The sequence below is a fragment of the Staphylococcus sp. HMSC056G08 genome (genome assembly GCF_001812305.1).
Taxonomy (GTDB): Bacteria; Bacillota; Bacilli; order Staphylococcales; family Staphylococcaceae; genus Staphylococcus; species Staphylococcus simulans.
In genome coordinates, this window is sequence record NZ_KV808463.1 from 70506 (window position 1) to 95318 (window position 24813).

Consider the following 24813-nt stretch of genomic DNA (forward strand, 5'->3'; position numbering starts at 1 on the left):
ATCATAAGTTTTAAAAGATACAACTGTACTATAATCACGCATAATTACTTGCATTAACTAAAGGAATAATATAAGTTATTAAAAACAAATAAAATGGAGATTCCATGGTGTTTGTTGAAAATCCACTTAGGAGGAACGATATGGAAAAGATGGTCGAGCAGTTTATCGATCAATTTGGTTACCTCGGTGTATTCTTGTTAATCGCATTAGAAAACATTTTTCCACCCATTCCATCAGAATTGATTTTAACTTTCAGCGGTTTCTTGACGTTACATTCTGATATGAATATCGTAGGTGTAATTATTGCGGCAACATTAGGTTCTGTATTCGGTGCAATTGTACTTTACTTTGTTGGTCGTTTATTATCTACAGAACGTTTACAGAAATTAGCGAATGGTAAAACTGGAAAAATTCTGCGTTTTAAAGCGAGTGATATCGAAAAGGCAGATGACTGGTTCGATAATCACGGTAAAAAGATTGTTTTCTTTGCGCGATTTATTCCTGTCATTAGAAGTTTGATCTCTATACCAGCAGGAACAACCAATATGCCTTTAACATCGTTTATTATACTTACCACACTTGGTACATTAATATGGAATACAGTGCTCGTAATTTTAGGTCAACAAGCTGGAGAAGCATGGCCGAAAATTTCAGCCGCATTTGATTCTTTCTCAAATATCGTACTTATTGTCTTAGTTATTTTACTTATTATTGCGATTATCTATTTTGTGAAGAATCGTTTTAAAAACTCAAAATCAGATGAATAATCAATCGCCGTTATTTCCTCAGTAGTAAAAAGGGATAACGGCGATTTTTATATTATAATATGTATGAATATGTAGTTTGATGTCGTTATTTTAAGACTGAAAAGAAAGGCACTATTTTGTCTGAAGAAATAGTGAGGTGACACCATGAATATCACAAAATTAGTTGTAATCACTGTAATAATTGGAGTAATACTTGCGGTGAACTATAAGCTGGATATCTTTGAGCCTATCCCATTGATACTTGGAGTAGCTTGTATAATGGTATTTAATATCGTTATGAAGCGATTTAAGTCGAAAGATAAGTAAAATAAATACGCATACCTTCTAAACGATGAAAGTATGCGTATTTATTTTATGGTTTTAGTTATGTTTATTTTCCTTTCTGATTTGAATCAAATATAAGACAATAAAAGTAATGACACCATACTCTAGTAAATCGATACAGTTATTTTTGTCTAGTAATGCAGGACTATGTGATAAGTAGTTGGTTATTATCAAATAGCCCCCGCATATTAGAATAATAATAAGCGTAATTAAAAATATTGAACGTGCTTCCAATTCATGATGCTACTTCCTTCATGATGTTAAGTGTCTAGAAATGCATATAGACAGGGAATAAGTCCCATTGTGAATATACAAAAATGTGATCTGGTTGAATATTTAAGGTGTGGCTTAAGGTGTTGATAAGCATTTCTTTTGGCTGTTTACTATATAAATTATAATAATATTTTCCGTTTTTCTCAGTCACAAAACGCCAAGCCCCTAAATGTTGCAGGGGTTGAATATCAGGCTTTTCATCCTTTGATTGTATAGATACTGAATAGCTGAGATAAATTTCATCTACTTGAGTCGGACAAGTTGTTTTAATACGATAGTTGATGATAAATGTGAGTATGAATAATCCTAATAAAATAAGCAACATAAACTTTAACGGTACAGTAGCTATAGAATTTTTATAGCTTTGTTGAATCAAATACATCCATAAACCAAGGCATATAAACATGATGGCCATGGTGATGCCTAAGAATATATTTTGAAGATATTTTAAATAAAGATTCTCTGTCATTCGAGTATCCGTACTGTTATAAATCGGGTTGTCTTTATCTTTTAAATACGTATAGACAATGGCGTATCGAGATAAGTCGAGCTTTTTAGTAGTAATCGCAAAGAATGGAGAAGTGTCTTTAATGTTATGTTCATTTTTAAGATGCTTAGTTTCTATAAAGTGCGTTTGAAGCTGAGTGTCTTTAACTTTCGGATTGTGCTTAAATGTATAAACACCATTAATGACACCTGTTAAATAATAACCTTCAGCTTTTTTCTGTTCTAGAAATTTCTTCTCAGAAAGCGAACCTTTAAAAACAAGTTTGAACTTTTTCATGATGTTATCCTTCTTCCTGATGTTATGTATACCTTTATTTACATTTTAAATTTTCAGATAATTCAATGCAAGCGCTTTTATATTATTTTTATGTAGAACAAGTTTGTTTTGATACTTAAATTAATTATTTTGAAGTGGGAGAGACGTAGAAACAACCCCTTATAAAGCACATTTCACAATAGCTTTTATAAGGGGGTGTGATAGATTAGTGTTTTGTTTTAGGCGTTAGCTTGCTTTTGCTTGTAATGACTAAGCGTGCAATCTGATCGGCAAACAGTAAGCCCATTGCGATAGCGCCAGCAATTAATGTAACCTCAAGCATAGTTGGAACAGCTTTGCTGAATTGTAATATAATCAAGCTTTTGGTTGTATCAAAGGCTAAGCCTCCAGGTACTAAAGGAATAATACCAGGAATCATAAAAATAATGACAGGTTCTTTCTTTAAACGTGCCATAATATGACTGATTAAGCCGAGTGTGAGACTTGAAAAGAAAGAGGCGTAAATAGTATGGATATGGAGTCCGGAATATAAAATAATATAGACCGTCCAACCACATGCACCTACAAAACCTGCATAAAAGTACATGCGTTTCGGCGCATCGAATATAATACAGAAGAACAGTGACGCAATATAACTAAAGAAAAAATGTGAAATCCAAAATAGCATCTTGTCATCACCCTCCTAAAATATTAATAGCATTGTGCCGACACCGGCGCCGATGCCGAATGAAGTCACTAATGCTTCTAAAGATTTGGTTGTAAACATCATCATATGACCGCCGAATAAATCTTGAATTGCATTCGTAATCAAGACTCCAGGTACAATCGGCATGACGGCCGCGATGATAATCGCAGAAAGCGATCCGTCTGGTACTAAGTTATGACCGAGTATCGCAATGCCTCCAATGACAACAGAGCCTAAAAACTCTGGGATAAATAAAGTTTTTAAGTTCGCACGATATAACATTTCGACTAACAAATAACCCAAGCTTCCAGCAAAAATAGTAGCAACAATATCTACAAAATTACCAGTCTGTAAATATAAGAAGCTGATTGAAATAATTGCGGCTGCGATGCCTTTATAAATTAAATCATGGGTTTGTTTGGCATCATAAATCCTTTTTAAAGTCTCATAGGCTTCTTCTAGGTCAATTTTTCCTGCCGAAAGCTTACGAGAAACAGAGTTTGTCTGTGAAATTTTGATTAGATTGGTATCACGTGACTCAATACGATACATGCGTGGTGTCGTTTGATTATCTAATAAAAAATTGATCACTGTATTTGTGACGAAGCTGTTGCTTTCGTAAAAACCAAGTGTTTCGGCAATACGTGTCATTGTTCCCTCTACACGTGTGCCTTCAGCGCCGGACTCTAATAAAATACGTCCTGCTAACATGATAGTATCTTTCGCAAGGCGTTCTTTCGGGGTATCTTCTATATAACTTATTCTATTATCTAGTTCCATAACATCACTCATTTTCCTTTGTTGTATATGTAATATTAAACTTTTTAGAAAATTCAATTAGTATACCTATTATGTCGGAAAATACATAGAGAAACAACCTAAGATTTCGTTTCGATTATGTAAACTTTTTTCAAGAACAGTGACATAGGAGAGTGGAAAGAGGTTAAAATGATATATACAAACAATAAATGATAAATGTAAAATATTATGTGTATAATTTCTAATTAGGTATCATAATATGCTTGCATACTATATCTAATGTTTCAAATATTTCAAAACGGTTAAAGTTATAATGGTTAGCTGTTAAAGCATGTTAACTGAGTAGCGACAGTGGCTGCTTATCAGTTAACCAGCTAAACAAGTAGTGACAGAGTTCTCCAAGGACACTACACGAGGGATGAGCGGCACTGTATTTCAAGCCATACATGTGTACGCTTAGACGGCAGAAGCTACCGACATTAAGAGTGGATGATGCCGAGAAGAACGTGCCGCTAACGTACAGGCTGTGTCGACAGCGTACATGTGGTACATAGGTGTCGTTCAATTCTTAATGCTGGTCTAGTCTTCTGCTTTAATTAATGAATAACACCATTACTATAGATTACTTGAAGAGAACTTACAGCGAGAGGGGCGTTGTAGAGTTCTCTTCCATCTTAATAACGTACGTTATCTTGTAGCCCTTGGAGGAGTTTATACATAGAAGTGCACCTGTTCTTTGATTTTAGAGCAGGTGCTATTTATATATGAAAGAAGGGACTGATATCGATATCAGTCCCTTAGTTTCGTTATATTATTTTGTGTAGCGTTATTTAAATACTGAAGAATTTTTCTAGACTGTCTTCAGGTAATCTATGGCCGATAAAGAAGCTACCGAATTCTCCATAACGTGCTGTTGTTTCATCGAAACGCATTTCATAAACGATTTTTTTGAATTGCAGTACATCATCAGAGAATAGTGTAACGCCCCATTCGTAATCATCAAAGCCGACTGATCCTGTGATGAATTGTTTGATTTTACCTGCATATTTACGTCCGATCATACCGTGGTCATACATCAATTTTTGACGTTCTTCCATTGAAAGCATGTACCAGTTATATGTTTCGTTACGACGTTTATTCATTGGGTAGAAGCAAATATATTCTTTTTCTGGTAATTCAGGGTAAAGACGTGCTTTTACATGAGGGTTCTCATATGGGTCTTCGTCTGATTTTCCAGCAAGATAGTTACTTAATTCAATGACAGAAACATATGAGTATGTCGGGATTAAGTAATCTGCGATACGTAATTTGTTCAATGCTAGTTCTATTGCATTCAATTCTTGCATTTCAGGACGTAATACCCAAAGTAAAATGTCAGCTTTTTGACCTGTTACGTTATAAAGTACATGGTCACCGTTATGATGCTCACGTACTGAACCTAATTTTTCTAAGAAATCTTGGAATTCTTTGACAATTTCTTGACGGTCTTCATTAGGTACAAGACGTAATGTCGGCCAATCGATTGCATATAATAAATGGAGGCTGTACCAACCATCTAATGTTTCTGCTGCTTGACTCATTAATATCGCTCCTTTTGAAATATCTTTTAATTCAATTCAAATTTTATCATAAAGACAGAGACAAAGCATACAAATCGATTAAAGGTCGGAACGTGGAAATTACTTCGTAAATGGCGTATAATTATGGATGAAAAAATATTAAAAAGCGAGATTTTCAAGGAGGATATTATGCCTAGTTTATTAGATGTATTGAAAGACAAACTTTCAGGAAAGAATGTACGTATTGTATTACCTGAAGGTGAAGACGAACGTGTATTGACTGCAGCAACAAAATTACAAGCTTCAGATTTCGTAACACCTGTTGTATTAGGTGACCAAGACAAAATTGAAGCATTAGCGAAAGACAAAGGTTTAGATATTTCAGGTATTGAAATCATCACACCTTCAACAAGCGACTTGAAACCAGAATTAGTAGACGCATTTGTAGAACGTCGTAAAGGCAAAGCGACAAAAGAACAAGCTGAAGATATGCTTAACAATGTAAACTACTTCGGTACAATGCTTGTTTATGCAGGTAAAGCTGAAGGACTAGTCAGCGGTGCTGCACATTCAACAGGCGATACAGTTCGTCCAGCACTACAAATCATCAAAACTAAACCAGGTGTTGCGAAAACATCAGGTGTGTTCTTCATGATTAAAGGCGAAGAACAATATGTTTTCGGTGATTGTGCAATCAACCCTACATTAGAAGCAACAGACTTAGCTGAAATTGCGGTAGAAAGTGCAAAAACAGCGAAAAGCTTCGGCATGGATCCTAAAGTAGCATTATTAAGCTTCTCAACAAAAGGTTCAGCAAAATCAGACGATGTTGAAAAAGTAGCGGAAGCAACAAAAGCTGCACAAGAACAAGCTGAATCAGAAGGCTTAAAAGATGTTGTTATCGATGGTGAATTCCAATTCGACGCAGCAATCGTTCCAGAAGTGGCGGCTAAAAAAGCACCAGATGCACAAATTAAAGGTGACGCAAATGTATTCGTATTCCCAAGCTTAGAAGCAGGTAACATCGGTTACAAAATTGCGCAACGTTTAGGCGGATATGAAGCAATCGGACCTGTTTTACAAGGTTTAAATTCTCCAGTAAACGACTTAAGCCGTGGTTGCTCAACTGAAGATGTATACAACTTATCAATCATCACTGCAGCGCAAACATTACAATAATGGATTTAGCTGAACGTTATTTTGACGGTAAAGATTGGCGCTATGTAGACCATTCAACAGGGTTTGCGCCTATGCAATCTTTTGCGTTTGATGACACATTTTCAGAAAGTGTGGGCAAGGATTTATCTTGCAGTGTAGTCCGCACTTGGATTCATCAACATACCGTTATTTTAGGTACACATGATGCACGTCTGCCACATCTGAAAGAAGGCATTCGTTATTTAGTCGATGAACGCGGCTATAATGTGATTGTCCGTAATTCTGGTGGATTAGGTGTTGTATTAGATCAAGGTATTTTAAACTTTTCGTTGATTTTTAAAGGAAAGACAGAAATTTCCATTGATGAAGCATTTAATTTAATGTATTTAGTTGTAAATAAAATGTTCGAAGATGAACATGTAACGATTGAAACAAAAGAAATTGAACGCTCCTATTGCCCGGGAAAATTTGATTTAAGTATTAATGATAAGAAATTCGCGGGTATTTCACAACGCAGAGTCAGAGGCGGCATTGCCGTTCAAGTATACTTGTGTGTGGAAGGTTCAGGTGAAGAACGTGCTGAAATGATGAAGGCTTTCTATGACAAAGCTCTACAAGGCGAAGAAACAAAATTTAAATATCCAGATATCGATCCATCTTGTATGGCTTCGCTTGAAACGTTGTTCGGACACGAACTGACAGTTCAAGATGTGATGTTTAAACTACTCTATGCCATCAAAGATTTAGGTGGAACATTGAATATGGAACCTATCAGTGAAGAAGAGTGGGAACGCTTTGAGAAATATTTCGAACGTATGATTGCACGTAATGCTAAAATCAACGCTAAAATGGACGATTAAGCACAAAGGGATGTAAATAGCTGAGAAGCTAGGTGCATCCCTTTTATATTGTGCGCCTTGAAAAATATTCTTGTAATTTACCCATGAAAGTGAAAATTATGACCGATATATGAACAAATCGTTTAAATCATCATCAATTTTCGGTAAAATGGGGGAGTAGTTTAATATCAGGTATTAATTTTACAACCTAGGTATGATAAAACAATGCAAAAAATAGGGTATAATAAAACGGTGTTTGAATAAATATATCAAAAGAAAACAAGCTAATTGATAAAAATTGGAATGTCGGAAATAAATTATGGATATATCAATGACAAAAAGACGCAGACAGCATCTTTTAATCCTGTCATTTTCTATCAACCCAGATAAAGAGAGTGACTGGATGTTTTAACATGCAGAGAAACAGGGTGGAATATAGATATACCATGACAAACTAGGAAAGTGCTAAAGGTGATGTGATATGACACGAACAGGCTACGGAGAATCTAATGGGAAAATAATATTAGTAGGGGAACATGCGGTAACATTTGGTCAACCTGCAATTGCGATGCCATTTTCTTCTGGAAAAGTGACAGTAACAATTGAAGAAATGCCAGAATTGGCAGTGTCAACGATGATCAGTGATGTATTCGAAGGTGAAATTGCAGATGCCCCTGAACATTTACATGCTTTAATCAGCAGATTCGAAGAAGAAAATCATATTGAATCACCTGTAATGATAAAAATTGATGCACAATTACCGCCTTCAAGAGGGTTAGGTTCTAGTGCTGCAGTAGCGGTTGCTTTTACGAGAGCAGCATTTGACTTTATGGATCAGCCGCTATCTGATGAAACATTAATTGAACATGTAAACTGGGCGGAAATGATCGCACATGGTAAACCAAGCGGCATTGATGCACAAACGATTGTTTCTAATAAACCGACTTGGTTCCAAGAAGGTGTCTTTACGCCTTTAAAAACTTTGAATGTGGCAGGTTATATGGTCGTTTTAGATACAGGCATAAAAGGGAATACCAAAGAAGCTGTCAGCGATGTGCATGAATTAGTGAAAAACAATCAAGAAAATATGGCGTTTATAGAACGCATTGGACGTCTGGTGCATAAAGCAAATCAAGCGATTAATACACATAACTTTGAATCTTTAGCAGAGATTTTTAATGAGTGTCAAACATACTTATCTACATTGACTGTCAGTCATCCGAAGATTGACCGTTTACTGCAAGTGGCGAAACAAGCAGGTGCAGTAGCTGGAAAATTGACAGGAAGCGGACGTGGCGGCAGTGTGATTACTTTAGTGAAAGATTATGCGACAGCGAAAAAAGTCGCTCAAGCAGTTAAAGAAGCAGGCGCGCAACATACATGGATTGAGAATTTAGGAGGTTAATTCAATTGGTGAAGACGGGCAAAGCGAGAGCGCATACCAATATTGCGCTGATTAAGTATTGGGGGAAAGCTGACGAAGCATTGATTATTCCGATGAATAACAGTCTATCGTTAACTTTAGATAAATTTTATACAGAGACACGCGCAACATTTGATGCGCAATTAGATCGAGACTACTTCTACTTAAATGGTGAAAAAGTGGATGAAAAAGAAACTCAAAAGATTTCAGCATACTTAGATCTTGTCAGAGAACGTGCAGGAACAGCGTTGCACGCACGTATCGATAGTACAAACTTTGTACCGACAGCAGCTGGTTTAGCTTCTTCAGCGAGTGCTTTTGCGGCTTTAGCTGCTGCATGTAATGAAGCGTTAGAAATGAACCTTTCTGATAAAGACTTATCACGCTTGGCACGTCGTGGTTCAGGCTCAGCAAGCCGCAGTATCTTTGGCGGATTCGCGGAATGGGAAAAAGGACATGATGATGAATCCTCTTATGCACACGCGATTGATGCAGATCATTGGGAAGATGACTTAGCGATGATTTTTGTAGTCATTAATCAAAAATCTAAAAAGGTTAAAAGTCGTGCAGGGATGTCATTGACTAGAAATACATCACGTTTCTATCAGTATTGGTTAGATCATGTAGAAGCGGACATCGCTGAAGCAAAAGCTGCCATTGCCGATAAAGATTTTGACCGCTTAGGTCGTGTCTTTGAAGAAAATGGTTTACGTATGCATGCGACAAATTTAGGTGCACAACCGCCATTTACATATTTAGTACCTGAAAGTTATGATGCGATGGCTTTAGTGCATGAATGTCGTGAAGCAGGTCTGCCCGCATACTTTACTATGGATGCAGGACCTAATGTAAAAGTGTTAGTACAAAAACAACATCAACAAGCTGTGATTGATAAATTAACAACTTATTTTGATTCAGACCAGATCATCGCAAGTGATATCGGTACAGGCGTTGAAATTATAAATGAGGAAGATGAGCTATGATTCAAGTCAAAGCCCCAGGTAAACTTTATATTGCAGGTGAATATGCGGTAACAGAACCCGGATATAAATCCGTGTTAATAGCAGTAAATCGTTTCGTTACTGCCAGCATTGAAGCTTCTGGAGACAATGGTGGTTCTATTCATTCTAAAACATTACACCATGAACCGATTACCTTCCAAAGAGAAGGTGATAAGATTTCTGTATCTGATGCAGATGCGGCGAAACAACTAGCTTACGTCATTACGGCAGTAGAAGTGTTTGAACAATACGCTAAAAGCTGTGGTAAAACCTTAAGACACTTTAATTTAGTGATTGATAGTAACTTAGACGATGCTTCAGGCCATAAATATGGCTTAGGCTCAAGTGCTGCAGTATTGGTTTCAGTGGTTAAAGCTTTAAATGAATTTTATGAGTTAGACTTAGCTAATCTGAATATTTATAAATTAGCGGTCATTGCGAATATGAAACTACAAAGTTTAAGTTCATGCGGTGATATTGCAGTCAGTGTTTTCACAGGTTGGCTTGCTTATAGTACGTTTGATCATGACTGGGTCATGCAGCAGATTGAAACGTCATCTGTCGCAGAAGTTGTGAAGAAAAACTGGCCAGGTCTTTATACAGAACCGCTTCAAGCCCCAGAAAACATGGAAGTCTTAATTGGCTGGACCGGCTCACCAGCCTCTTCTCCTTACTTAGTCAGTGAAGTGAAGCGTCTCAAATCAGATCCTGATTTCTACAGCCGCTTCCTGGAACAATCGCAATCTTGTGTAGAACGTCTTATCTACGCATTCAAAACCAACAACTTAAAAGGTGTGCAAGCGATGATTAGACGCAACCGTTCAATCATCCAAATGATGGATAAACAAGCGATTGTAGACATCGAAACACCACAATTAAAATTACTATGTGATATCGCAGAAACCTACGGCGCAGCTGCCAAAACATCAGGTGCAGGCGGCGGAGATTGCGGAATTGCGATTATCGGCGACTCAAAACATCGCCAGTCTATTTATGAAAGCTGGAAAGCCTCTCGGATTAAGCCTTTACCTTTCCACGTTTATCAAGGACAATAAGACATCAGGCTGTCTCACCGGTCAACTTTACGGTGCGGCAGTTTTTTGATGTTTAAAGCGGTCACAAAATCGTTGCTTGAAAAATTACGGAAAAAGAGTAAAATAGATAAAGTTGAAATAGTTTAAAACAAATTATAGAGATAAAGTGAGGTGGACAGAGCAGTGAAAAACAAATTTTTGATTTGTGATGATTGCCAAGCCGTAAATTGCAAATCCTTGGAAAGAAAATTAAAGAAACTAGATCCAGATGCTGAAATAGAGGTGGGCTGCCAATCATACTGCGGTCCAGGTCGCAGAAAGACATTTGCTTTCGTGAATAACCGTCCATTAGCCGCATTGACGGAAGATGAATTGATGGAAAAAGTTGAGAAGCAACTTCAAAAACCTCGCGACCCTGAAGAGGAAGAACGTTTACGTAAACGTAATGAAGAACGTAAACGCAGAAAAGAAGAACAAGATCGAAAATTAAAAGAAAAATTAGCCAAACGTAAACAAGCAAAATAATGATACAAAGTATATAAAAAACAGGCCCGTATGACTGGTGTGCTACCAGACAACGGGCCTACTTTCTTATCGTTATAATTATCGCGAGATTCGTTTCTATATTGACTGTTTAATGAACATGATGTGACTGCACTCGTGATGTTTGATTCTTTTAGTAAACTTCCACATATGATCTGCACGCATTTAAGACATCTTTAGTATAGAAGTGACGTAAATTATCTTTAGTATAAGACGGGATTAATTCTTTACATTTCACCCATTTATCAATCAGTGAAGGTGGAATACCATCTACCACCATTTCTGATTCATCTGTAACTAAAGTGTCCCAATCTAACGTAACAGGTTGTGAGTCAATATAAATGTTACCAAAGCTCGTATCATCCATATTTTAATCACCTTTTATTGAATTTTTAGTCCCTTAAGCATAATTAGATAGGGTACCTTGAGTTTCTTCTTGCAAAATTCATATACCCCGCTTATATATGAGTTATTCATCTTTTTTACAAAAACTTTACTTTTTGTTCAATTTTAGTGTAAATAGGGCGGAATTAATACACGATATGGGTTAGAGCACCTTCATGAATTTTGCTTAATACGTAAATATCGAGCAAAGAGGTTTTAAGTATAATAAAAATTAGAGTATGAAAAAAGGGTTTTAAATGTAAAAGTTAAAGACAATGAAAAAACAGGGTAAAGATGATAAGTACAAGGTAAAATGAGAGTGCGTTTTACCACAATTTGAGAAACTATATGATATAATTAATTTATTCATTTTGAAAGTTGAACTATGTAAGGAGACGTGATTAACGATGCGTACAGTGAGAGAAGCAACACCAGCAGATGTTGTCGGCATCAGAGATGTGGCAACAAAAGCATGGTATGACACGTATTTAAATATTTATGCTGCGACAACAGTGAATGAATTGCTTACAGCAGCTTATAACGAGCAGCATTTACTTAAACGATTAAAAGAACAATTATTTTTAGTGGCAGAAGAAGAAGGCGAAATTGTCGGGTTTGCGAACTTTATTAACGGCAGCGAACTTTTCTTATCTGCACATTATATTCACCCTAAAGCACAACGTAAAGGTTATGGTACGGCGTTGCTTGAGAAAGGGTTAGAACACTTTAAAGGAAAATATGATGCAGTGTATCTTGAAGTGGATAACCAAAACGAAGAGGGTGTTGAATACTACCGTCAACAAGGATTTGAAATGGTGCGTGCGTATAACCGTGAAGTATACGGTGAAGTAATGGACCTTGCCTTGATGAAGAAAGCATTTTAATGAAAATAACGCTAACACGATGGAGGGATACTCATGGCTGAGACAGATTACGGTACTCAAAAATTATATGAAGAGAAAGTATTCAAAGATCCGATTCATCGCTATATTCATGTCAAAGACCAAGTAATTTGGGATTTGGTGAAAACAAAAGAGTTCCAACGCTTGCGTCGTATCAAACAACTCGGTACGTTATATTTATCTTTCCATACAGCAGAACATAGCCGCTTCGGCCATTCATTAGGCGTCTATGAAATTGTACGTCGCATCATCGATGAATCATTTGCGGGACGTGAAGCATGGAATAATGATGATCGTCTGTTGGCATTATGTGCAGCACTCCTTCATGATTTAGGCCATGGGCCGTTCTCTCATAGTTTTGAGAAAATCTTCAATACCGATCACGAGGCATTTACACAAGCGATTATTACAGGGGATACAGAAGTTAATGCGGTATTAAGTAAAGTATCACCGGATTTCCCGAAAGCTGTTGCTGATGTCATCAATAAAACACATCCGAATAAGCTGGTGATTTCTATGATTTCATCACAAATTGACGCAGACCGTATGGATTATTTACAACGCGATGCTTATTTTACAGGAGTCTCTTATGGGATGTTTGATATGGAACGTATTTTAAGATTAATGCGTCCAACTAAAGATGAAGTGTTGATTAAAGAAAGCGGGATGCATGCGGTAGAGAACTTTATTATGAGCCGTTACCAAATGTATTGGCAGATTTATTTCCATCCGGTAAGTCGAGCTGGAGAAGTGATTTTAAACAATTGTTTAAAACGTGCGAAGGAATTATATCAATCAGGTTATCAATTTAAATTGTTCCCTAAAGACTTTATTCCGTTCTTTGAAGGAACGATGACGATTGAACAGTATGTAGAGTTGGATGAAGCGGTGGTGCTGTATTACTTGAAAGCTTGGGTTAAAGAAGATGATACCATTTTAAGCGACTTAGCACGCCGTTTTATTAACCGCGATTTATTTAAACATCTGCCGTTTGACGGCTCGATTATTACGATGAATGAATTAAGAGAGCTGTTTGAAGCGGGCGGTATTAATCCAGATTATTACTTCGTCAGTGAATCTTTCTCTGATTTGCCTTATGATTATGACCGCCCGGGGTCTAATCGCCAACCGATTCATCTATTGCAACGTAATGGCAATATTAGAGAAATCAGCAGTCAATCTATGATTATTCAAAGTATTACAGGCATTAATCGCCAAGATTATAAATTATATTATCCTAAAGAACTGGTGCATCACATTGAAGATGACAAAGTTCGTGAACGTATTCTCAGTATTTTGAACGAATTGAATTGATAGTCAAACGATTGTGTTCGAAAAGTATCAGATGATACGGTAAAATAGATAAAGGTAATTAAAAATGGAGGTGTGGCTTGTGGCAGAGAATAAGGGTTTTCAATTCAATATTATTAAAAATGACCCGTTAGATGGCCATAAAGGAACGAATATCGGGGCAATCAGTTTGGATAACGTTGCACCTGTATTTATAGATTTACAAGAAAAAGAAGCATTTATTGATATTGGTGCGATGCATGCACGTGCAAATGTTGAAAAGGGTGTTAAATGGATTACAGATAAAGAAACTGTTGAAGGCCCTGAAGCAAAAGCTTATTGGTTATGCTGGGTGACAACTGAACGTGGTGAACAAGGTGCTTACTATGCTGGATTGACAGCTTGTTATTTATTAGTGAACAAGAAAATCCGCAGAGGCTATAAGAGTATGCCTGAACATGTCAACATGATGGATAAATCTATGAAACATAAAATTGTCATTGATCATATCGGTGATGAAAATATTGAGATTATCCGTGATTTCTTAAAAAATCATGATAAAGACATGTGGGATAACTCAAGTGATGAATTGAAAGAAGCACTACACGATAAATAAAAGCAATCATTAAAGGCAGAAATCACGTCATGTGGTTTCTGTTTTTCTTTCTTAATACTAAGTTATTTTTATACTTAAAAAGGATAAATATGTTAGAGTGTAAGTATTATATTTTGAATAATCACAATAGTTAAATAATAAAAGGGGAGAGGGCATATGAGTTCAGAATTAATCAAACGTTTACAAGAGAAAGAAGAACGTATGGTCGAAATCAGACGGTATTTACATGCACATCCGGAGTTATCATTTAAAGAAGTAGAAACGCCAAAGTATATTGCGGATTTCTATAAAGATAAGGATTGTTTAGTAGAAACAAACGTCGGTGACAATGGGGTGAAAGTCACTATAGATAGCGGTAAACCAGGGAAAACGATTGCGATTCGTGCTGACTTTGATGCTTTACCGATTGAAGAGGCAACAGGACTGCCATTTGCGTCAGAGAATCCAGGCGTGATGCATGCGTGCGGGCATGATGCACATACGGCGTATATGTTGATTTTGGCTGAAACGTTGATTGAAATGAAAGATCAATTTTCTGGAAAAGTGGTCGTGATTCATCAACCAGCTGAAGAAATGCCGCCAGGTGGTGCCATCGGTATGATTAAAGATGGTGTGCTAGAGGGCGTAGACCATGTCTTAGGTGTACACGTGATGAGTAATGGTGAACGTGGTACGATTTATTATCGTGAAGGCAACGTGCAAACTGCACGTGGTTACTTTAAATTAGTCATTCACGGTAAAGGTGGACACGGTTCTTCTCCACATGACGCAAATGATGCGATTGTAGCGGGGGCGAACTTTGTGACAACGGTACAAAGTGTAGTCGCAAGACGTATCAGCCCATTTGAAACAGGTGTCGTTTCAATCGGTTCATTCGATGCGAAAGGTCAGTTCAATATTATTAAAGATAAAGTGGAAATCGAAGGTGACGTCCGTGGTTTGCATGATGAAACGAAAGATAAAATCGCACAAGAGTTACAACGTGTCGTCGATGGTTTAGAAACAACGTTCGGTGTGACTTGCGACTATGAGTATCTAGATGATTATCCAGCAGTATACAATGACCCAGACTTTACAGAGTACGTAGCTGAGACCTTAAATAACGCAGAGCGTTCTGCGATTCAAAAAGTAGAACGTTGTGATCCATGGCCGCCGTCAGAAGACTTTGCGTACTATGCGAAAGAAGTACCAAGTGTATTCATTTATGCAGGAGCAGCACCTGAAGAAGGTGAAGTTTATCCGCATCATCATCCTAAATTTAATATCAGTGAATCTTCAATGATGACAGCGGCTGAAGCTGTCGGTACGGTTGTATTAGATTATTTGAAGGATGAATCTTAATAAGCAGAAAAATTTAATTGATTTTATGATGTACAGCGCATACAGTGTGAATTTAGTCACTGTGTGTGCTGTATCTTTATGTTATAATTTGGTATATTAATGAATAATTCAGAATAGGGTGAGCGCGTCTTTGAATCAAAACATTCGTATCCAAACATTACAGACGATTGAACGCGATGATGAGTTTGATGAATTTGAATTTGAAACAGATGGCACTTGGCAAGAGAAGCGGAATGTTGAATTTATCCGCTATGATGAACAAGTTGAAGACTTGACGGTGCATATTACATTGAAAATTCAAGAAGATGAAGTTAGATTAATGCGCAGCGGGAATATTAAACAGAACCTGCATTTTGTTGAAGGAAAAGACACCGTATCTTTATACGAGATACCGACAGGCAAAATTCCTTTAACTATTCGTACTTTAAGCATTCATCATTACGTACAACCAGACCAATCAAAACTTAAAATTCGTTATGAACTCTTCCAAAACGAAGAGAAGATGGGCACATACCTTTACCAAATTACCTATAAGGAGCTGAAGTAAGTGAATATTATTGATCAAGTCAAACAAACATTAATTGAAGAAATAACAGCAAGTGTTAAAGCCGCTGGACTTGCAGAAGAAGTTCCTGAAGTCAAAGTGGAAATTCCGAAAGACCCAAAAAATGGGGATTACTCTACAAACATTGCGATGGTGCTAACAAAAATCGCAAAACGTAATCCACGTGAAATTGCGCAAGCTATCGTGGACCATTTAGATAAATCTAAAGCGAATGTTGAGAACATCGAAATTGCAGGACCTGGTTTTATCAACTTCTATTTAAATAACCAATACTTAACTGCGATTATCCCTGAAGCTTTAGAAAAAGACACAGATTTTGGTCGCTCTGAAAAGAAAAAGAACCAAAAAATCTTAGTGGAGTATGTTTCTGCGAACCCAACAGGTGATTTGCATATCGGACATGCGCGTAATGCGGCAGTCGGTGATACGTTATGTAATATCTTAGATGCGGCTGGTTATGATGTTACACGTGAATATTACATCAACGATGCCGGTAACCAAATTACGAATTTAGCACGTTCTATCGAAGCACGTTACTATCAAGCTTTAGGTAAAGAAGCAGAATTACCTGAAGATGGCTACCATGGTAAAGATATCGTGAATATCGGTAAAGATTTAGCGGAAAAACGCCCTGATCTACAAGAACTCCCTGATGATGAGCGCTTAAAAGTGTTCAGACAATTAGGCGTCGATTATGAAATGGAAAAACTTAAAAAAGACTTAGCTGATTTCAATACACACTTTGATGATTGGTTCAGTGAAACAACGTTATATGATTCAGGCGAAATCAAACGTGTCTTAGAGTTAATGAAAGAAAATGGTCATACGTATGAAGCGGATGGTGCGACTTGGTTACGTACAACGGACTTTAATGATGATAAAGACCGCGTATTAATCAAAAAAGACGGCACATACACTTACTTCTTACCAGATGTGGCATATCACTATGACAAATTCCACCGTGACGGCGGCCAAGATATCTTGATCAACTTATTCGGCGCAGACCATCATGGTTATATTAACCGTCTGAAAGCATCTGTTGAAACATACGGTATTGATGCAGAACGTCTTGAAATTCAAATCATGCAGATGGTGCGTTTAATGCAAGATGGCGAAGAAGTTAAAATGAGTAAACGTACGGGTAACGCGATTACATTACGTGAAATCATGGATGAAGTCGGTATTGACGCGGCACGTTACTTCTTAACAATGCGTAGTCCAGATACGCACTTTGATTTTGATATGGAACTTGCGAAAGAAAACTCAGCTGAAAACCCTGTTTATTATGCACAATATGCACATGCGCGTATTTCATCTATCTTAAAACAAGCGGGTGAACGTGGCGTAGTGCCATCTGAAAATGCAGATTTCAGTGTTATTAAAAATGACAAAGCGATTGATTTATTGAAGAAAGTTGCAGAATTTGAACCGATGATTGAAAGTGCTGCAGAACAACGCGCACCACATCGTGTAACCAACTATATTCAAGAATTAGCAGCAGCTTTCCATAAATTCTACAACGCTGATAAAGTCTTAACAGACGATGAAGCTAAAACACAAGCTTACGTTTCTATGATTGCGGCAGTACAAATTACATTACGCAATGCCTTGGCATTAGTAGGTGTAACTGCTCCTCATACGATGTAAGATTATATAAAGAAGCATTCTTGACGGGTGCTTCTTTTTTTATTTTTAAACTTGTAAAATTTTTGTAAGATTCATCTTCTCAGCCCGCGTAAATATGCTAAAATGAGATTTACAATACAAGTATGAGGAGAAATTGATGAAACAGAAATTATGGGTGTTTTTAATCTTAATTATCTTAGTTGCGGCTGGGTGTTCTGCACCGAGTAATAAAGAGAAAGCAGACAACAAAAACCAATCAGAAGAAAAGACAAAGCAAACGCAAAAATATCATCGTATTATCTCGTTGATGCCAAGTAACACTGAAATACTCTATCAACTCGGTTTGGGTAAAGAAGTTATAGGAGTGTCTACAGTGGATGACTATCCTAAGAGTGTTAAACATAAACAGAAGTTTGATGCGATGAAACTCAATAAAGAGCAGTTATTAAAAGCAAAGCCAGATTTGATTTTGGCGCATGTATCACAAAAAGGTATGGGTGATAAAGTATTAGGCGATTTAGAGAAAAAAGGCATTAAAGTCGTCTACATACCTGAAGCACATAACTTTGACGAAATTTATGGTACGTTCAAACAAATCGGTAAAATCACAGGTCGTGAATCACAAGCTGACACATTAGTTTATGATACAAAACATCGTGTTGACGCTGTGTTGAAAGATGTGCCGAAGCATGAAAAAGCACCGACTGTCTTTTTAGAAGTCTCACATGAACCAGAGATTTATACAGCCGGAAAAAATACATTCTTCAACTATATGATTGAAGAACTGCATGCGAAAAATAGTTTCGCAGATCTGGAAGGCTGGAAGAAAGTCAGCAAGGAAAGTATTATTAAACAAGACCCAAATGTTTTAATTACGACAGAAGGTATCACACGTTCGGATTACTTGAAAATTATTCGTAAACGTGGCGGCTTTGAGAATTTAGAAGCTGTGAAGAAAGGCCGAATTGAAGCGGTAGATGGTGATACGATTTCAAGACCAGGTCCTCGTATCGACCAAGGCCTTAAAGCATTAAGAGATGCGATTTACCGCGATGAAAAATAATATGAAAAAAACCACTATTATTATAGGATGGTGTCTCGCGTTAATCGCGAGTATCGCAATCAGCTTGTTTTGGAATTTAGGCAGCTGGTCGGACCCCTTAAATCATAGTATTTTGTTTGAAGTGCGCTTACCGAGAGTGTTCGAGGCATTGTTGGCTGGTATCGGTTTATCGATAGCCGGCCAGATGTTTCAAACCGTTTTGAATAATCCGCTTGCAGATAGCCTGACTTTAGGCTTAGCGAGCGGTTCTGTTTTAGGTAGCGGTTTAGCTGTATTTATCGGTTTAAGCAGTTTATGGATTCCGTTCGCTTCAATTGTTGCAAGTATGTTAACTTTAGCTATTGTTTTAGGGGTGACTGCCGCAATTTCACAAGGTTATATGATGCGCGCGTTGATATTATCAGGTATCATGATAGGTGCATTATTCAATGCGTTTTTATATCTATTGATTCTACTTGATGAAAGCAGAATGAAAAGTATTGTGATGTATATGTTCGGCGGTTTTTCTAATGCAGAATTGCATGAAGTATACGTGATTGCACCCAATATGATGTTATGTATCGTGCTACTAGGCTTACTGCTGCCGAAGGTAAAGTTACTGCAAGTCGGAACGTTGAAAGCACGTTCTTTAAGTTTGAATGTCAGACAAATGATGTTTATGGTGTTAACTTTATCATCTATCATGACAGCTATTATTGTCTCGTATACCGGCATTATTGGTTTCATCGGTATGATTGTGCCACAGCTGATTAGAAGAACGACGCAGACTACATTAGGTGTACAAATGTTGCTGAACGGCGTTGTCGGCGGTACAGTGATGGTCTTTGCGGACACGTTAGGTGCACAATTATGGAATCCGATTGAAATTCCAGCAAGTATCATTCTTGCTTTATTAGGAATACCTGTACTCGGGTATTTAATCGCAACCCAGAAACACTCGTATGAATAATCTGATGAATAAAGAAATAATCACAGATGCCAAATAGGCATTTATAGGAGAGAAGCTTATGAATTTAGAGGGGATCAAGGCAGTCGTATTCGATTTAGAAGGCACGCTGTTGGATCGTAATAAATCAAGAGAGAAGTTTATTGAAGAACAATATGAACGATTTCATGATTATTTAGTTCATGTTCAAGCGCGTGATTTTAAAAACAGTTTATTGAATTAGACGATGACGAAGATCATGATAAGCCTGAACTGTATAAAGCGATTATCAAACGATTTCATGTCGATCGTTTAACATGGAAAGATTTGTTCCGCGATTTTGAAACACATTTTTATCGTTACGTGTTCCCTTACCATGATACACAATATACACTAGAGCGTTTAATCCAAAGAGGTTATTTGACAGGTGTGATTGCGAATGGTAAATCTAAAATTAAACAATACCGTTTAGAAAACTTAGGTATCTTATCCTATATTCATTTTTTATCTACTTCTGAAATGGTAGGGTTTAGAAAGCCGCATCCTAAAATCTTTGAAGATATCATGGATCAATTAGATGTTAAGCCTGAAGAAGTGATGTACGTCGGTGATGATGCCTTGAATGATGTTGCACCGGCCCGTGCAATGGGTATGGTCAGTGTATGGTTCAATCATGAAGATGATGAAGTAGAATTGGCACCAGAACCTGAAGAGATGGACTTTGAAATTGCAACTTTGGAAGAATTGCTAGAGATATAACAAAAATCGCCCCACATTCTAAGGAGAGTGAAAAAGCAGATGGAACTATTTACGACGAAGGATAATACGACGTTAAATTATATAACAAAGGGAAGCGGACAACCTGTTGTGTTGATTCATTCCGCTTTTGAGAACTATTCGATTTTCGATGATATTGCGACGCAATTATCATATGATTACCAAGTCGTCAGCGTAGATTTACGTGGACATGGTTATTCAGATAAACCTTTAAATATTGATTTTGCAGATTATGTAGAAGATATTAAAGACTTGTTAGATTACTTATATATCAAACATGCATTCTTTATCGGTCAAGAACTGGGTGCGACGATTGCGGCAGATTTTGCGTCTAAATACGCTGAGTATAGTGATGGTATTATTTTAATCAACCCAGCAACATTACAAGCAGAATTGCCAGAAGCGCGTTTATACAGAAAGTACGCAGATCAAATCAGGACGTTAGAAGAAAACAAACAACAAAAATTCTTAGATAAACATACGTATGGTTCACCGAAAAAAGCAGGGAAAATGTTGAAACACTTTTCTGATACACTGACATTAATGACAAGACTTGAAAAAGAAGCGGTAACAAAATCATTTGAACAAACTGAAATTGATTTAAACTTACATCAAATTAAAGCACCGGCATTAATTATCGTCGGAAAATATGATGAACGTTTAACACCACAAGAGTTAGATACTTATACAAAAGGAATCGCTCAAGCACAAGTTGAAACGTTTGAACATTCAGGATTGTATCCGATGGGTGAAGAAAAGAAAGCTTTCTTAGAAACTGTAACAGCATTTATCAATGTGAATGAAGTATTAGAAGATGAGCAGAAACGCGTGACTACGCAACAGTAAAGTTTTTAATCATTAATATTAGCAATTAAACTCCAATATATTATACAATATTACAAAAGATTACATCTAGAGACTGATTACATCAAGGGTAATTAGGGGTATAGTGTAATAAGCGCAGAAAAAGTTACAAGAAATTTACAAAAAGAGAGCAAAGGAGTTATTGCTTATGAAAAAATTACTTTCAGCGGCTATTGTTTCTGCAACAGTGGTAACTGGACTAGGCATCTCTCAAGCAGATGCAGCGTCTGGAAATACGATTCAAACCGTTCAACAAATCCACCACGGAGATACTTCTCTAGAAGGCGTTAAGCTAGGTCAAAACATCCAAGATGTTTTGAAATCACAAAAACTCACAGGGTACTCTTATAAACCTGATAAAACAAAACATTATTATGAGTTTAACTCTGACAAAGGCTTATTGATTGTGACTGCTGATGGTCAAAAAGATCACGGCAAGGTAACACACGTTACTATGAAATACAACAAAGCAGATGGCCCAAGCTTTAATACTGTACGTAAACAGTTAGGCAATACGGTCACTTGGAGATATAACTATAATGAAGTTACAGGAAACTTCGGTTACATTAAAGATAAAGATACTTCTTATCAATTTACAAGCCAATCACCAAAAGATAAAAACTTAAAACTTTATCGCATTGATATTGGTAAATAAGTATACATGAAATAAAGGCAGGGGTGTTGTACACTCCTGTCTTCTTTATATTGATTGAACTAAGCAATTGTGCCATGATAAATTAGTAAGGATAGTAAATTTAAAGGAGTCACATCATGCGACCGAATGACAAAATTTTATTAGAAAATATCAGTGATTACTTCAACTATAAAGGGATTGCGCCAAACATGATTGACGATATTAAAGAGAAAATTCGTCAAGATTTACCGAAATCTGAAGCGCATGACGTCGATTATATCGAATATCGTAAAAAGGCACCGGCAGAGATTATTTTAACCATTCAAAGGAACTTATTTGGTTTACAGCTGAATCCGATTCTCTTTTTCATTATCAATTTCTTATTAATCTCTTACCTGTACGATAAACAGTTCGTGCCATTTCAGGCTGCGACAGGATTATCACTCATCTATTGTTTAATCATTTTTCCAATTACTGTTTTTGTATATTTCAGGATTGTGCGAAAGAATTATTTATATAGCAATAAAGCTGAAGTGATGATAGGGATAGGCATTGTGATTGTGGCGGCTATTTTAGTGGCACTGCATGGTTTGAATATTGATCTTGGTGTTATAGTCGTAACGAAATATGCGCATATTTTTGTGTTCTTTTTCGGCTTAATTATGGCTGGTTTAGGCCTGTATTATAAGCGTTTTGAATTTACAGGTGTAGGTTTATTGTTAGCACAAAAAACGATTGATGCGGTTATTTTAGACCCTAATATAGCGCAAATCGGTACGATTATCATTTGGGTATTAATCTTGGCGGTTATTATCTTTTATTCAATCAAGTTATCTACACGAGGGAAATAATAAGAGTTGTCCAAATAAAATACAAAATGACAATAAAATACGTATTTTCGTTGTAAACAAAAAGCGTGGTGCTTTGAATGTATGTCATTCTAAGCATCACGCTTTTTGTATTATCCTTTATAATCTATCGTCAGCTGATCAGATTTTGATTTCTTTGTTTGCAGTTAAGATACGCTCGTTAATACGATTTAATAATTCATTGATTTTTTCACGTTGTTTAGAATTTACTAAGATTAAAACAGTTCTTTCATCTTGTTCGTTACGTTTTTTATCGAAGTAATCTTCTTGTGATAAATTTTTAACAGCTTTAACAACTTGTGGTTGTTTGTAGTTTAAGTGATTAATAATATCTTTTAAGAAATATTCCTCGTCATCTGATTGACTAAGGAAAGTTAACACTGCAAACTCTTCGAAGCTGATTGTAAACTCTTTTTTAATAATGCTTTTCATCTTGTCAGCATATGTCACCATTGCTAAAAGATCAGATGAATTTTTAATTTTTGATACTGCCATTTGTATTTCCTCCCTTGACATTCCCATTATCGTAGTATTATTGGCAAATAGACTAATATTAACATTAATTTCATAATTGGGACTAGATGCTATTGCATCAAAATATTCCTGCCCCTATTATTTATTTAATTATAACTAAATAAAAATGAAATGTAAACAAAAAAACATTATAAAACAATGGCTATTTCAAACAAATGATACTTTCAAAAAATTACCCAATGAACCCAGAAAATTTATTGAACATCATTTGAATTACACATTATAAATTAAGATAATGTCTATTTTTTCTATTTAGCCTTTTGATATGGGTTAATTATATAAGAACTCTAGTTTAATGTGAAGTTTTTGGGTTGAGCAATAACTTTTTCTCCCGGTAATAAACCTTCACTAATAATAACCATACCCGATTTTTCATGGTATTTAATAATTCTTTTAACCATTTGTTCATTTCTTTTAATTAATATTGCGTTTTTATCATATAGTACGTCCTTTGGAAGGGCAATTAAGTGCGTAGGAATCGTAATTTGAAAGTGAGTTCCTACCGGTATAACACCATTAGTAGAAATTTGAACTTCGTAATAAGATTTATTTGTTTCACTTTTTGTAACATCAGGATAATGACTAATACTCAAAATTTTGCCTTTAAACTGTTCCGTTGTTTTTGTTTTAATTTCAACAGATTGGTTAAGTTTCAATTGTTTGAGTTCAGTCTCAGAAATATAAGCTTTAATTATACGCTTTGAACTGTGAATTTGCGCAAATAATTGATTTTTCTTACTTGGATGCTTATCAATAATATGGACAATGCCTTCTGACATACTGAAGACTTGTGTTCTGAGTCCAAGCTGAATACGATCATATTCTTGTTCCAAATAGGTATGCATATTTAGGAAGTTTTGACGATGCTGATGACTATCTAAAGTATTCAAATGCTTACGTACTGCAGTTAATTGTTGTTCAAGTATTTTATTGTAGTATTCGAACAATGGCTGATCTTTTTTTATCATTTTACCTTCAGCACTATACCAGTCATGGATGCTTCCCATACGAGCATCATAGTAAAAGGATTGTGTTGTTTCAGCAGATTGAATACCAGAAAATTGAATCGGTCGGTTATAGGTTGCGGTGTACGTTTTAACGTTTTGAGTTGCCTGAAGTGTGTAATGTCGGAATGCGACATATAATCCGACGGCAGTTGCGCTTAAAAGGAGAAGGAGTATTAAGGCAATCAACCAGGGGTGTTTAAACAAAATTAAGCTCACCTCATCTTATTTAATTTCTTGGTTATTATACAATGTAAATAATGGTTGGTG

Annotated in this window: 25 protein-coding genes and 1 pseudogene; 19 read left to right on the plus strand and 7 right to left on the minus strand. The window is 36.4% G+C overall.

What is annotated here, in order from left to right; genetic code table 11:
- Positions 1-140 precede the first annotated feature (140 nt).
- Positions 141-767 (plus strand): DedA family protein, encoded by a 627-nt coding sequence (locus HMPREF2846_RS05945; RefSeq protein ID WP_023015475.1) that lies wholly within the window; start codon positions 141-143, stop codon positions 765-767.
- 592 nt (positions 768-1359) lie between these two features.
- Here the strand turns inward: HMPREF2846_RS05945 and HMPREF2846_RS05950 are convergent.
- From HMPREF2846_RS05950 to hemQ, 4 genes are all read right to left on the minus strand, one after another.
- Positions 1360-2148: a hypothetical protein gene (locus HMPREF2846_RS05950; protein WP_070626115.1), complete on the minus strand. Its 789-nt coding sequence runs from the start codon at positions 2146-2148 to the stop codon at positions 1360-1362.
- A gap of 205 nt (positions 2149-2353) precedes the next feature.
- Positions 2354-2815 (minus strand): threonine/serine exporter family protein, encoded by a 462-nt coding sequence (locus tag HMPREF2846_RS05955; protein WP_002481378.1) that lies wholly within the window; start codon positions 2813-2815, stop codon positions 2354-2356.
- A 15-nt stretch (positions 2816-2830) separates the two neighbouring features.
- Positions 2831-3613, minus strand: coding sequence for a threonine/serine exporter family protein (locus HMPREF2846_RS05960; RefSeq protein WP_002481379.1), 783 nt, complete (start codon positions 3611-3613; stop codon positions 2831-2833).
- A gap of 809 nt (positions 3614-4422) precedes the next feature.
- The gene (hemQ, locus tag HMPREF2846_RS05965) at positions 4423-5172 is read right to left on the minus strand and encodes a hydrogen peroxide-dependent heme synthase (RefSeq protein ID WP_023015472.1); all 750 of its coding nucleotides are present in this window, start codon (positions 5170-5172) and stop codon (positions 4423-4425) included.
- 168 nt (positions 5173-5340) lie between these two features.
- Here hemQ and pta point away from each other — a divergent pair, with 168 nt between their 5' ends.
- The 6 genes from pta (at position 5341) to HMPREF2846_RS05995 (ending at position 11131) form a co-directional block, all read left to right on the plus strand.
- A complete protein-coding gene (pta, locus tag HMPREF2846_RS05970; RefSeq protein ID WP_070626117.1) occupies positions 5341-6330 on the plus strand; it encodes a phosphate acetyltransferase in 990 nt (329 codons plus the stop codon).
- Positions 6330-7169 (plus strand): lipoate--protein ligase family protein, encoded by an 840-nt coding sequence (locus tag HMPREF2846_RS05975; RefSeq protein WP_002481382.1) that lies wholly within the window; start codon positions 6330-6332, stop codon positions 7167-7169. The genes pta and HMPREF2846_RS05975 overlap by 1 nt, the downstream gene beginning before the upstream one ends.
- A gap of 460 nt (positions 7170-7629) precedes the next feature.
- Positions 7630-8553 carry a mevalonate kinase gene (gene mvk, locus HMPREF2846_RS05980; protein ID WP_002481383.1) on the plus strand — a complete coding sequence of 308 codons (924 nt, stop codon included), beginning with the start codon at positions 7630-7632 and terminating at the stop codon, positions 8551-8553.
- Between the two features lie 5 nt (positions 8554-8558).
- Positions 8559-9554 carry a diphosphomevalonate decarboxylase gene (gene mvaD / locus HMPREF2846_RS05985; protein WP_070626119.1) on the plus strand — a complete coding sequence of 332 codons (996 nt, stop codon included), beginning with the start codon at positions 8559-8561 and terminating at the stop codon, positions 9552-9554.
- A complete protein-coding gene (locus HMPREF2846_RS05990) occupies positions 9551-10627 on the plus strand; it encodes a phosphomevalonate kinase (RefSeq protein WP_060803732.1) in 1077 nt (358 codons plus the stop codon). The genes mvaD and HMPREF2846_RS05990 overlap by 4 nt, the downstream gene beginning before the upstream one ends.
- A gap of 162 nt (positions 10628-10789) precedes the next feature.
- Positions 10790-11131 carry a YuzB family protein gene (locus HMPREF2846_RS05995; RefSeq protein ID WP_002481386.1) on the plus strand — a complete coding sequence of 114 codons (342 nt, stop codon included), beginning with the start codon at positions 10790-10792 and terminating at the stop codon, positions 11129-11131.
- Between the two features lie 151 nt (positions 11132-11282).
- Here HMPREF2846_RS05995 and HMPREF2846_RS06000 read toward each other — a convergent pair whose 3' ends face one another.
- The gene (locus HMPREF2846_RS06000) at positions 11283-11516 is read right to left on the minus strand and encodes a hypothetical protein (RefSeq protein ID WP_070626121.1); all 234 of its coding nucleotides are present in this window, start codon (positions 11514-11516) and stop codon (positions 11283-11285) included.
- Positions 11517-11940: 424 nt separating this feature from the next.
- Between HMPREF2846_RS06000 and HMPREF2846_RS06005 the strand changes: the two genes are divergently transcribed.
- The 12 genes and pseudogenes from HMPREF2846_RS06005 (at position 11941) to HMPREF2846_RS06060 (ending at position 22987) form a co-directional block, all read left to right on the plus strand.
- Entirely contained in the window at positions 11941-12417 is a 477-nt protein-coding gene (locus tag HMPREF2846_RS06005; protein ID WP_057510144.1) for a GNAT family N-acetyltransferase, read from the plus strand.
- A 33-nt stretch (positions 12418-12450) separates the two neighbouring features.
- Entirely contained in the window at positions 12451-13749 is a 1299-nt protein-coding gene (locus tag HMPREF2846_RS06010; protein ID WP_057510145.1) for an HD domain-containing protein, read from the plus strand.
- A gap of 64 nt (positions 13750-13813) precedes the next feature.
- Positions 13814-14341 carry a YwhD family protein gene (locus HMPREF2846_RS06015; protein WP_141751868.1) on the plus strand — a complete coding sequence of 176 codons (528 nt, stop codon included), beginning with the start codon at positions 13814-13816 and terminating at the stop codon, positions 14339-14341.
- A 156-nt stretch (positions 14342-14497) separates the two neighbouring features.
- A complete protein-coding gene (locus HMPREF2846_RS06020; protein ID WP_070626125.1) occupies positions 14498-15682 on the plus strand; it encodes an amidohydrolase in 1185 nt (394 codons plus the stop codon).
- Positions 15683-15812: 130 nt separating this feature from the next.
- The gene (locus HMPREF2846_RS06025) at positions 15813-16229 is read left to right on the plus strand and encodes a YwiB family protein (protein WP_070626127.1); all 417 of its coding nucleotides are present in this window, start codon (positions 15813-15815) and stop codon (positions 16227-16229) included.
- Entirely contained in the window at positions 16230-17894 is a 1665-nt protein-coding gene (gene argS / locus HMPREF2846_RS06030) for an arginine--tRNA ligase (protein WP_002481393.1), read from the plus strand.
- Positions 17895-18030: 136 nt separating this feature from the next.
- Positions 18031-18936 (plus strand): ABC transporter substrate-binding protein, encoded by a 906-nt coding sequence (locus HMPREF2846_RS06035; protein ID WP_070626129.1) that lies wholly within the window; start codon positions 18031-18033, stop codon positions 18934-18936.
- A 1-nt stretch (position 18937) separates the two neighbouring features.
- Positions 18938-19885 carry a FecCD family ABC transporter permease gene (locus tag HMPREF2846_RS06040; RefSeq protein ID WP_070626176.1) on the plus strand — a complete coding sequence of 316 codons (948 nt, stop codon included), beginning with the start codon at positions 18938-18940 and terminating at the stop codon, positions 19883-19885.
- A 58-nt stretch (positions 19886-19943) separates the two neighbouring features.
- Positions 19944-20620 (plus strand): annotated as a pseudogene (locus HMPREF2846_RS06045) (HAD family hydrolase).
- Between the two features lie 39 nt (positions 20621-20659).
- Positions 20660-21484, plus strand: a complete 825-nt coding sequence (locus HMPREF2846_RS06050; RefSeq protein WP_070626131.1) for an alpha/beta fold hydrolase — start codon at positions 20660-20662, stop codon at positions 21482-21484.
- A 166-nt stretch (positions 21485-21650) separates the two neighbouring features.
- Positions 21651-22157, plus strand: a complete 507-nt coding sequence (locus HMPREF2846_RS06055; RefSeq protein ID WP_002481398.1) for an SA0570 family protein — start codon at positions 21651-21653, stop codon at positions 22155-22157.
- 116 nt (positions 22158-22273) lie between these two features.
- Positions 22274-22987 (plus strand): hypothetical protein, encoded by a 714-nt coding sequence (locus HMPREF2846_RS06060; RefSeq protein WP_002481399.1) that lies wholly within the window; start codon positions 22274-22276, stop codon positions 22985-22987.
- A gap of 138 nt (positions 22988-23125) precedes the next feature.
- On the opposite strand, the gene sarA is transcribed toward HMPREF2846_RS06060, so the two are convergent.
- Together sarA and HMPREF2846_RS06070 are read right to left on the minus strand one after the other, a co-directional pair.
- Positions 23126-23500, minus strand: coding sequence for a global transcriptional regulator SarA (gene sarA / locus HMPREF2846_RS06065; RefSeq protein WP_002481400.1), 375 nt, complete (start codon positions 23498-23500; stop codon positions 23126-23128).
- 326 nt (positions 23501-23826) lie between these two features.
- Complete coding sequence (locus HMPREF2846_RS06070; protein ID WP_070626133.1) at positions 23827-24750, minus strand: efflux RND transporter periplasmic adaptor subunit; 924 nt, start codon at positions 24748-24750, stop codon at positions 23827-23829.
- Between the last annotated feature and the right edge of the window lie 63 nt (positions 24751-24813).

Coding starts and splice junctions, on each gene's coding strand:
- HMPREF2846_RS06035 (WP_070626129.1), top strand. CDS start 18,031: ATGAAACAGAAATTATGGGTGTTTTTAATCTTAATTATCTTAGTTGCG.
- hemQ (WP_023015472.1), bottom strand. CDS start 5,172: ATGAGTCAAGCAGCAGAAACATTAGATGGTTGGTACAGCCTCCATTTA.
- HMPREF2846_RS05955 (WP_002481378.1), bottom strand. CDS start 2,815: ATGCTATTTTGGATTTCACATTTTTTCTTTAGTTATATTGCGTCACTG.
- pta (WP_070626117.1), top strand. CDS start 5,341: ATGCCTAGTTTATTAGATGTATTGAAAGACAAACTTTCAGGAAAGAAT.
- mvk (WP_002481383.1), top strand. CDS start 7,630: ATGACACGAACAGGCTACGGAGAATCTAATGGGAAAATAATATTAGTA.
- HMPREF2846_RS06000 (WP_070626121.1), bottom strand. CDS start 11,516: ATGGATGATACGAGCTTTGGTAACATTTATATTGACTCACAACCTGTT.
- HMPREF2846_RS05960 (WP_002481379.1), bottom strand. CDS start 3,613: ATGGAACTAGATAATAGAATAAGTTATATAGAAGATACCCCGAAAGAA.
- HMPREF2846_RS05945 (WP_023015475.1), top strand. CDS start 141: ATGGAAAAGATGGTCGAGCAGTTTATCGATCAATTTGGTTACCTCGGT.
- HMPREF2846_RS06010 (WP_057510145.1), top strand. CDS start 12,451: ATGGCTGAGACAGATTACGGTACTCAAAAATTATATGAAGAGAAAGTA.
- HMPREF2846_RS06020 (WP_070626125.1), top strand. CDS start 14,498: ATGAGTTCAGAATTAATCAAACGTTTACAAGAGAAAGAAGAACGTATG.
- HMPREF2846_RS05950 (WP_070626115.1), bottom strand. CDS start 2,148: ATGAAAAAGTTCAAACTTGTTTTTAAAGGTTCGCTTTCTGAGAAGAAA.
- HMPREF2846_RS06050 (WP_070626131.1), top strand. CDS start 20,660: ATGGAACTATTTACGACGAAGGATAATACGACGTTAAATTATATAACA.
- HMPREF2846_RS05990 (WP_060803732.1), top strand. CDS start 9,551: ATGATTCAAGTCAAAGCCCCAGGTAAACTTTATATTGCAGGTGAATAT.
- HMPREF2846_RS05975 (WP_002481382.1), top strand. CDS start 6,330: ATGGATTTAGCTGAACGTTATTTTGACGGTAAAGATTGGCGCTATGTA.
- HMPREF2846_RS06055 (WP_002481398.1), top strand. CDS start 21,651: ATGAAAAAATTACTTTCAGCGGCTATTGTTTCTGCAACAGTGGTAACT.
- HMPREF2846_RS06040 (WP_070626176.1), top strand. CDS start 18,938: ATGAAAAAAACCACTATTATTATAGGATGGTGTCTCGCGTTAATCGCG.
- HMPREF2846_RS06005 (WP_057510144.1), top strand. CDS start 11,941: ATGCGTACAGTGAGAGAAGCAACACCAGCAGATGTTGTCGGCATCAGA.
- HMPREF2846_RS06015 (WP_141751868.1), top strand. CDS start 13,814: ATGGAGGTGTGGCTTGTGGCAGAGAATAAGGGTTTTCAATTCAATATT.
- sarA (WP_002481400.1), bottom strand. CDS start 23,500: ATGGCAGTATCAAAAATTAAAAATTCATCTGATCTTTTAGCAATGGTG.
- HMPREF2846_RS06060 (WP_002481399.1), top strand. CDS start 22,274: ATGCGACCGAATGACAAAATTTTATTAGAAAATATCAGTGATTACTTC.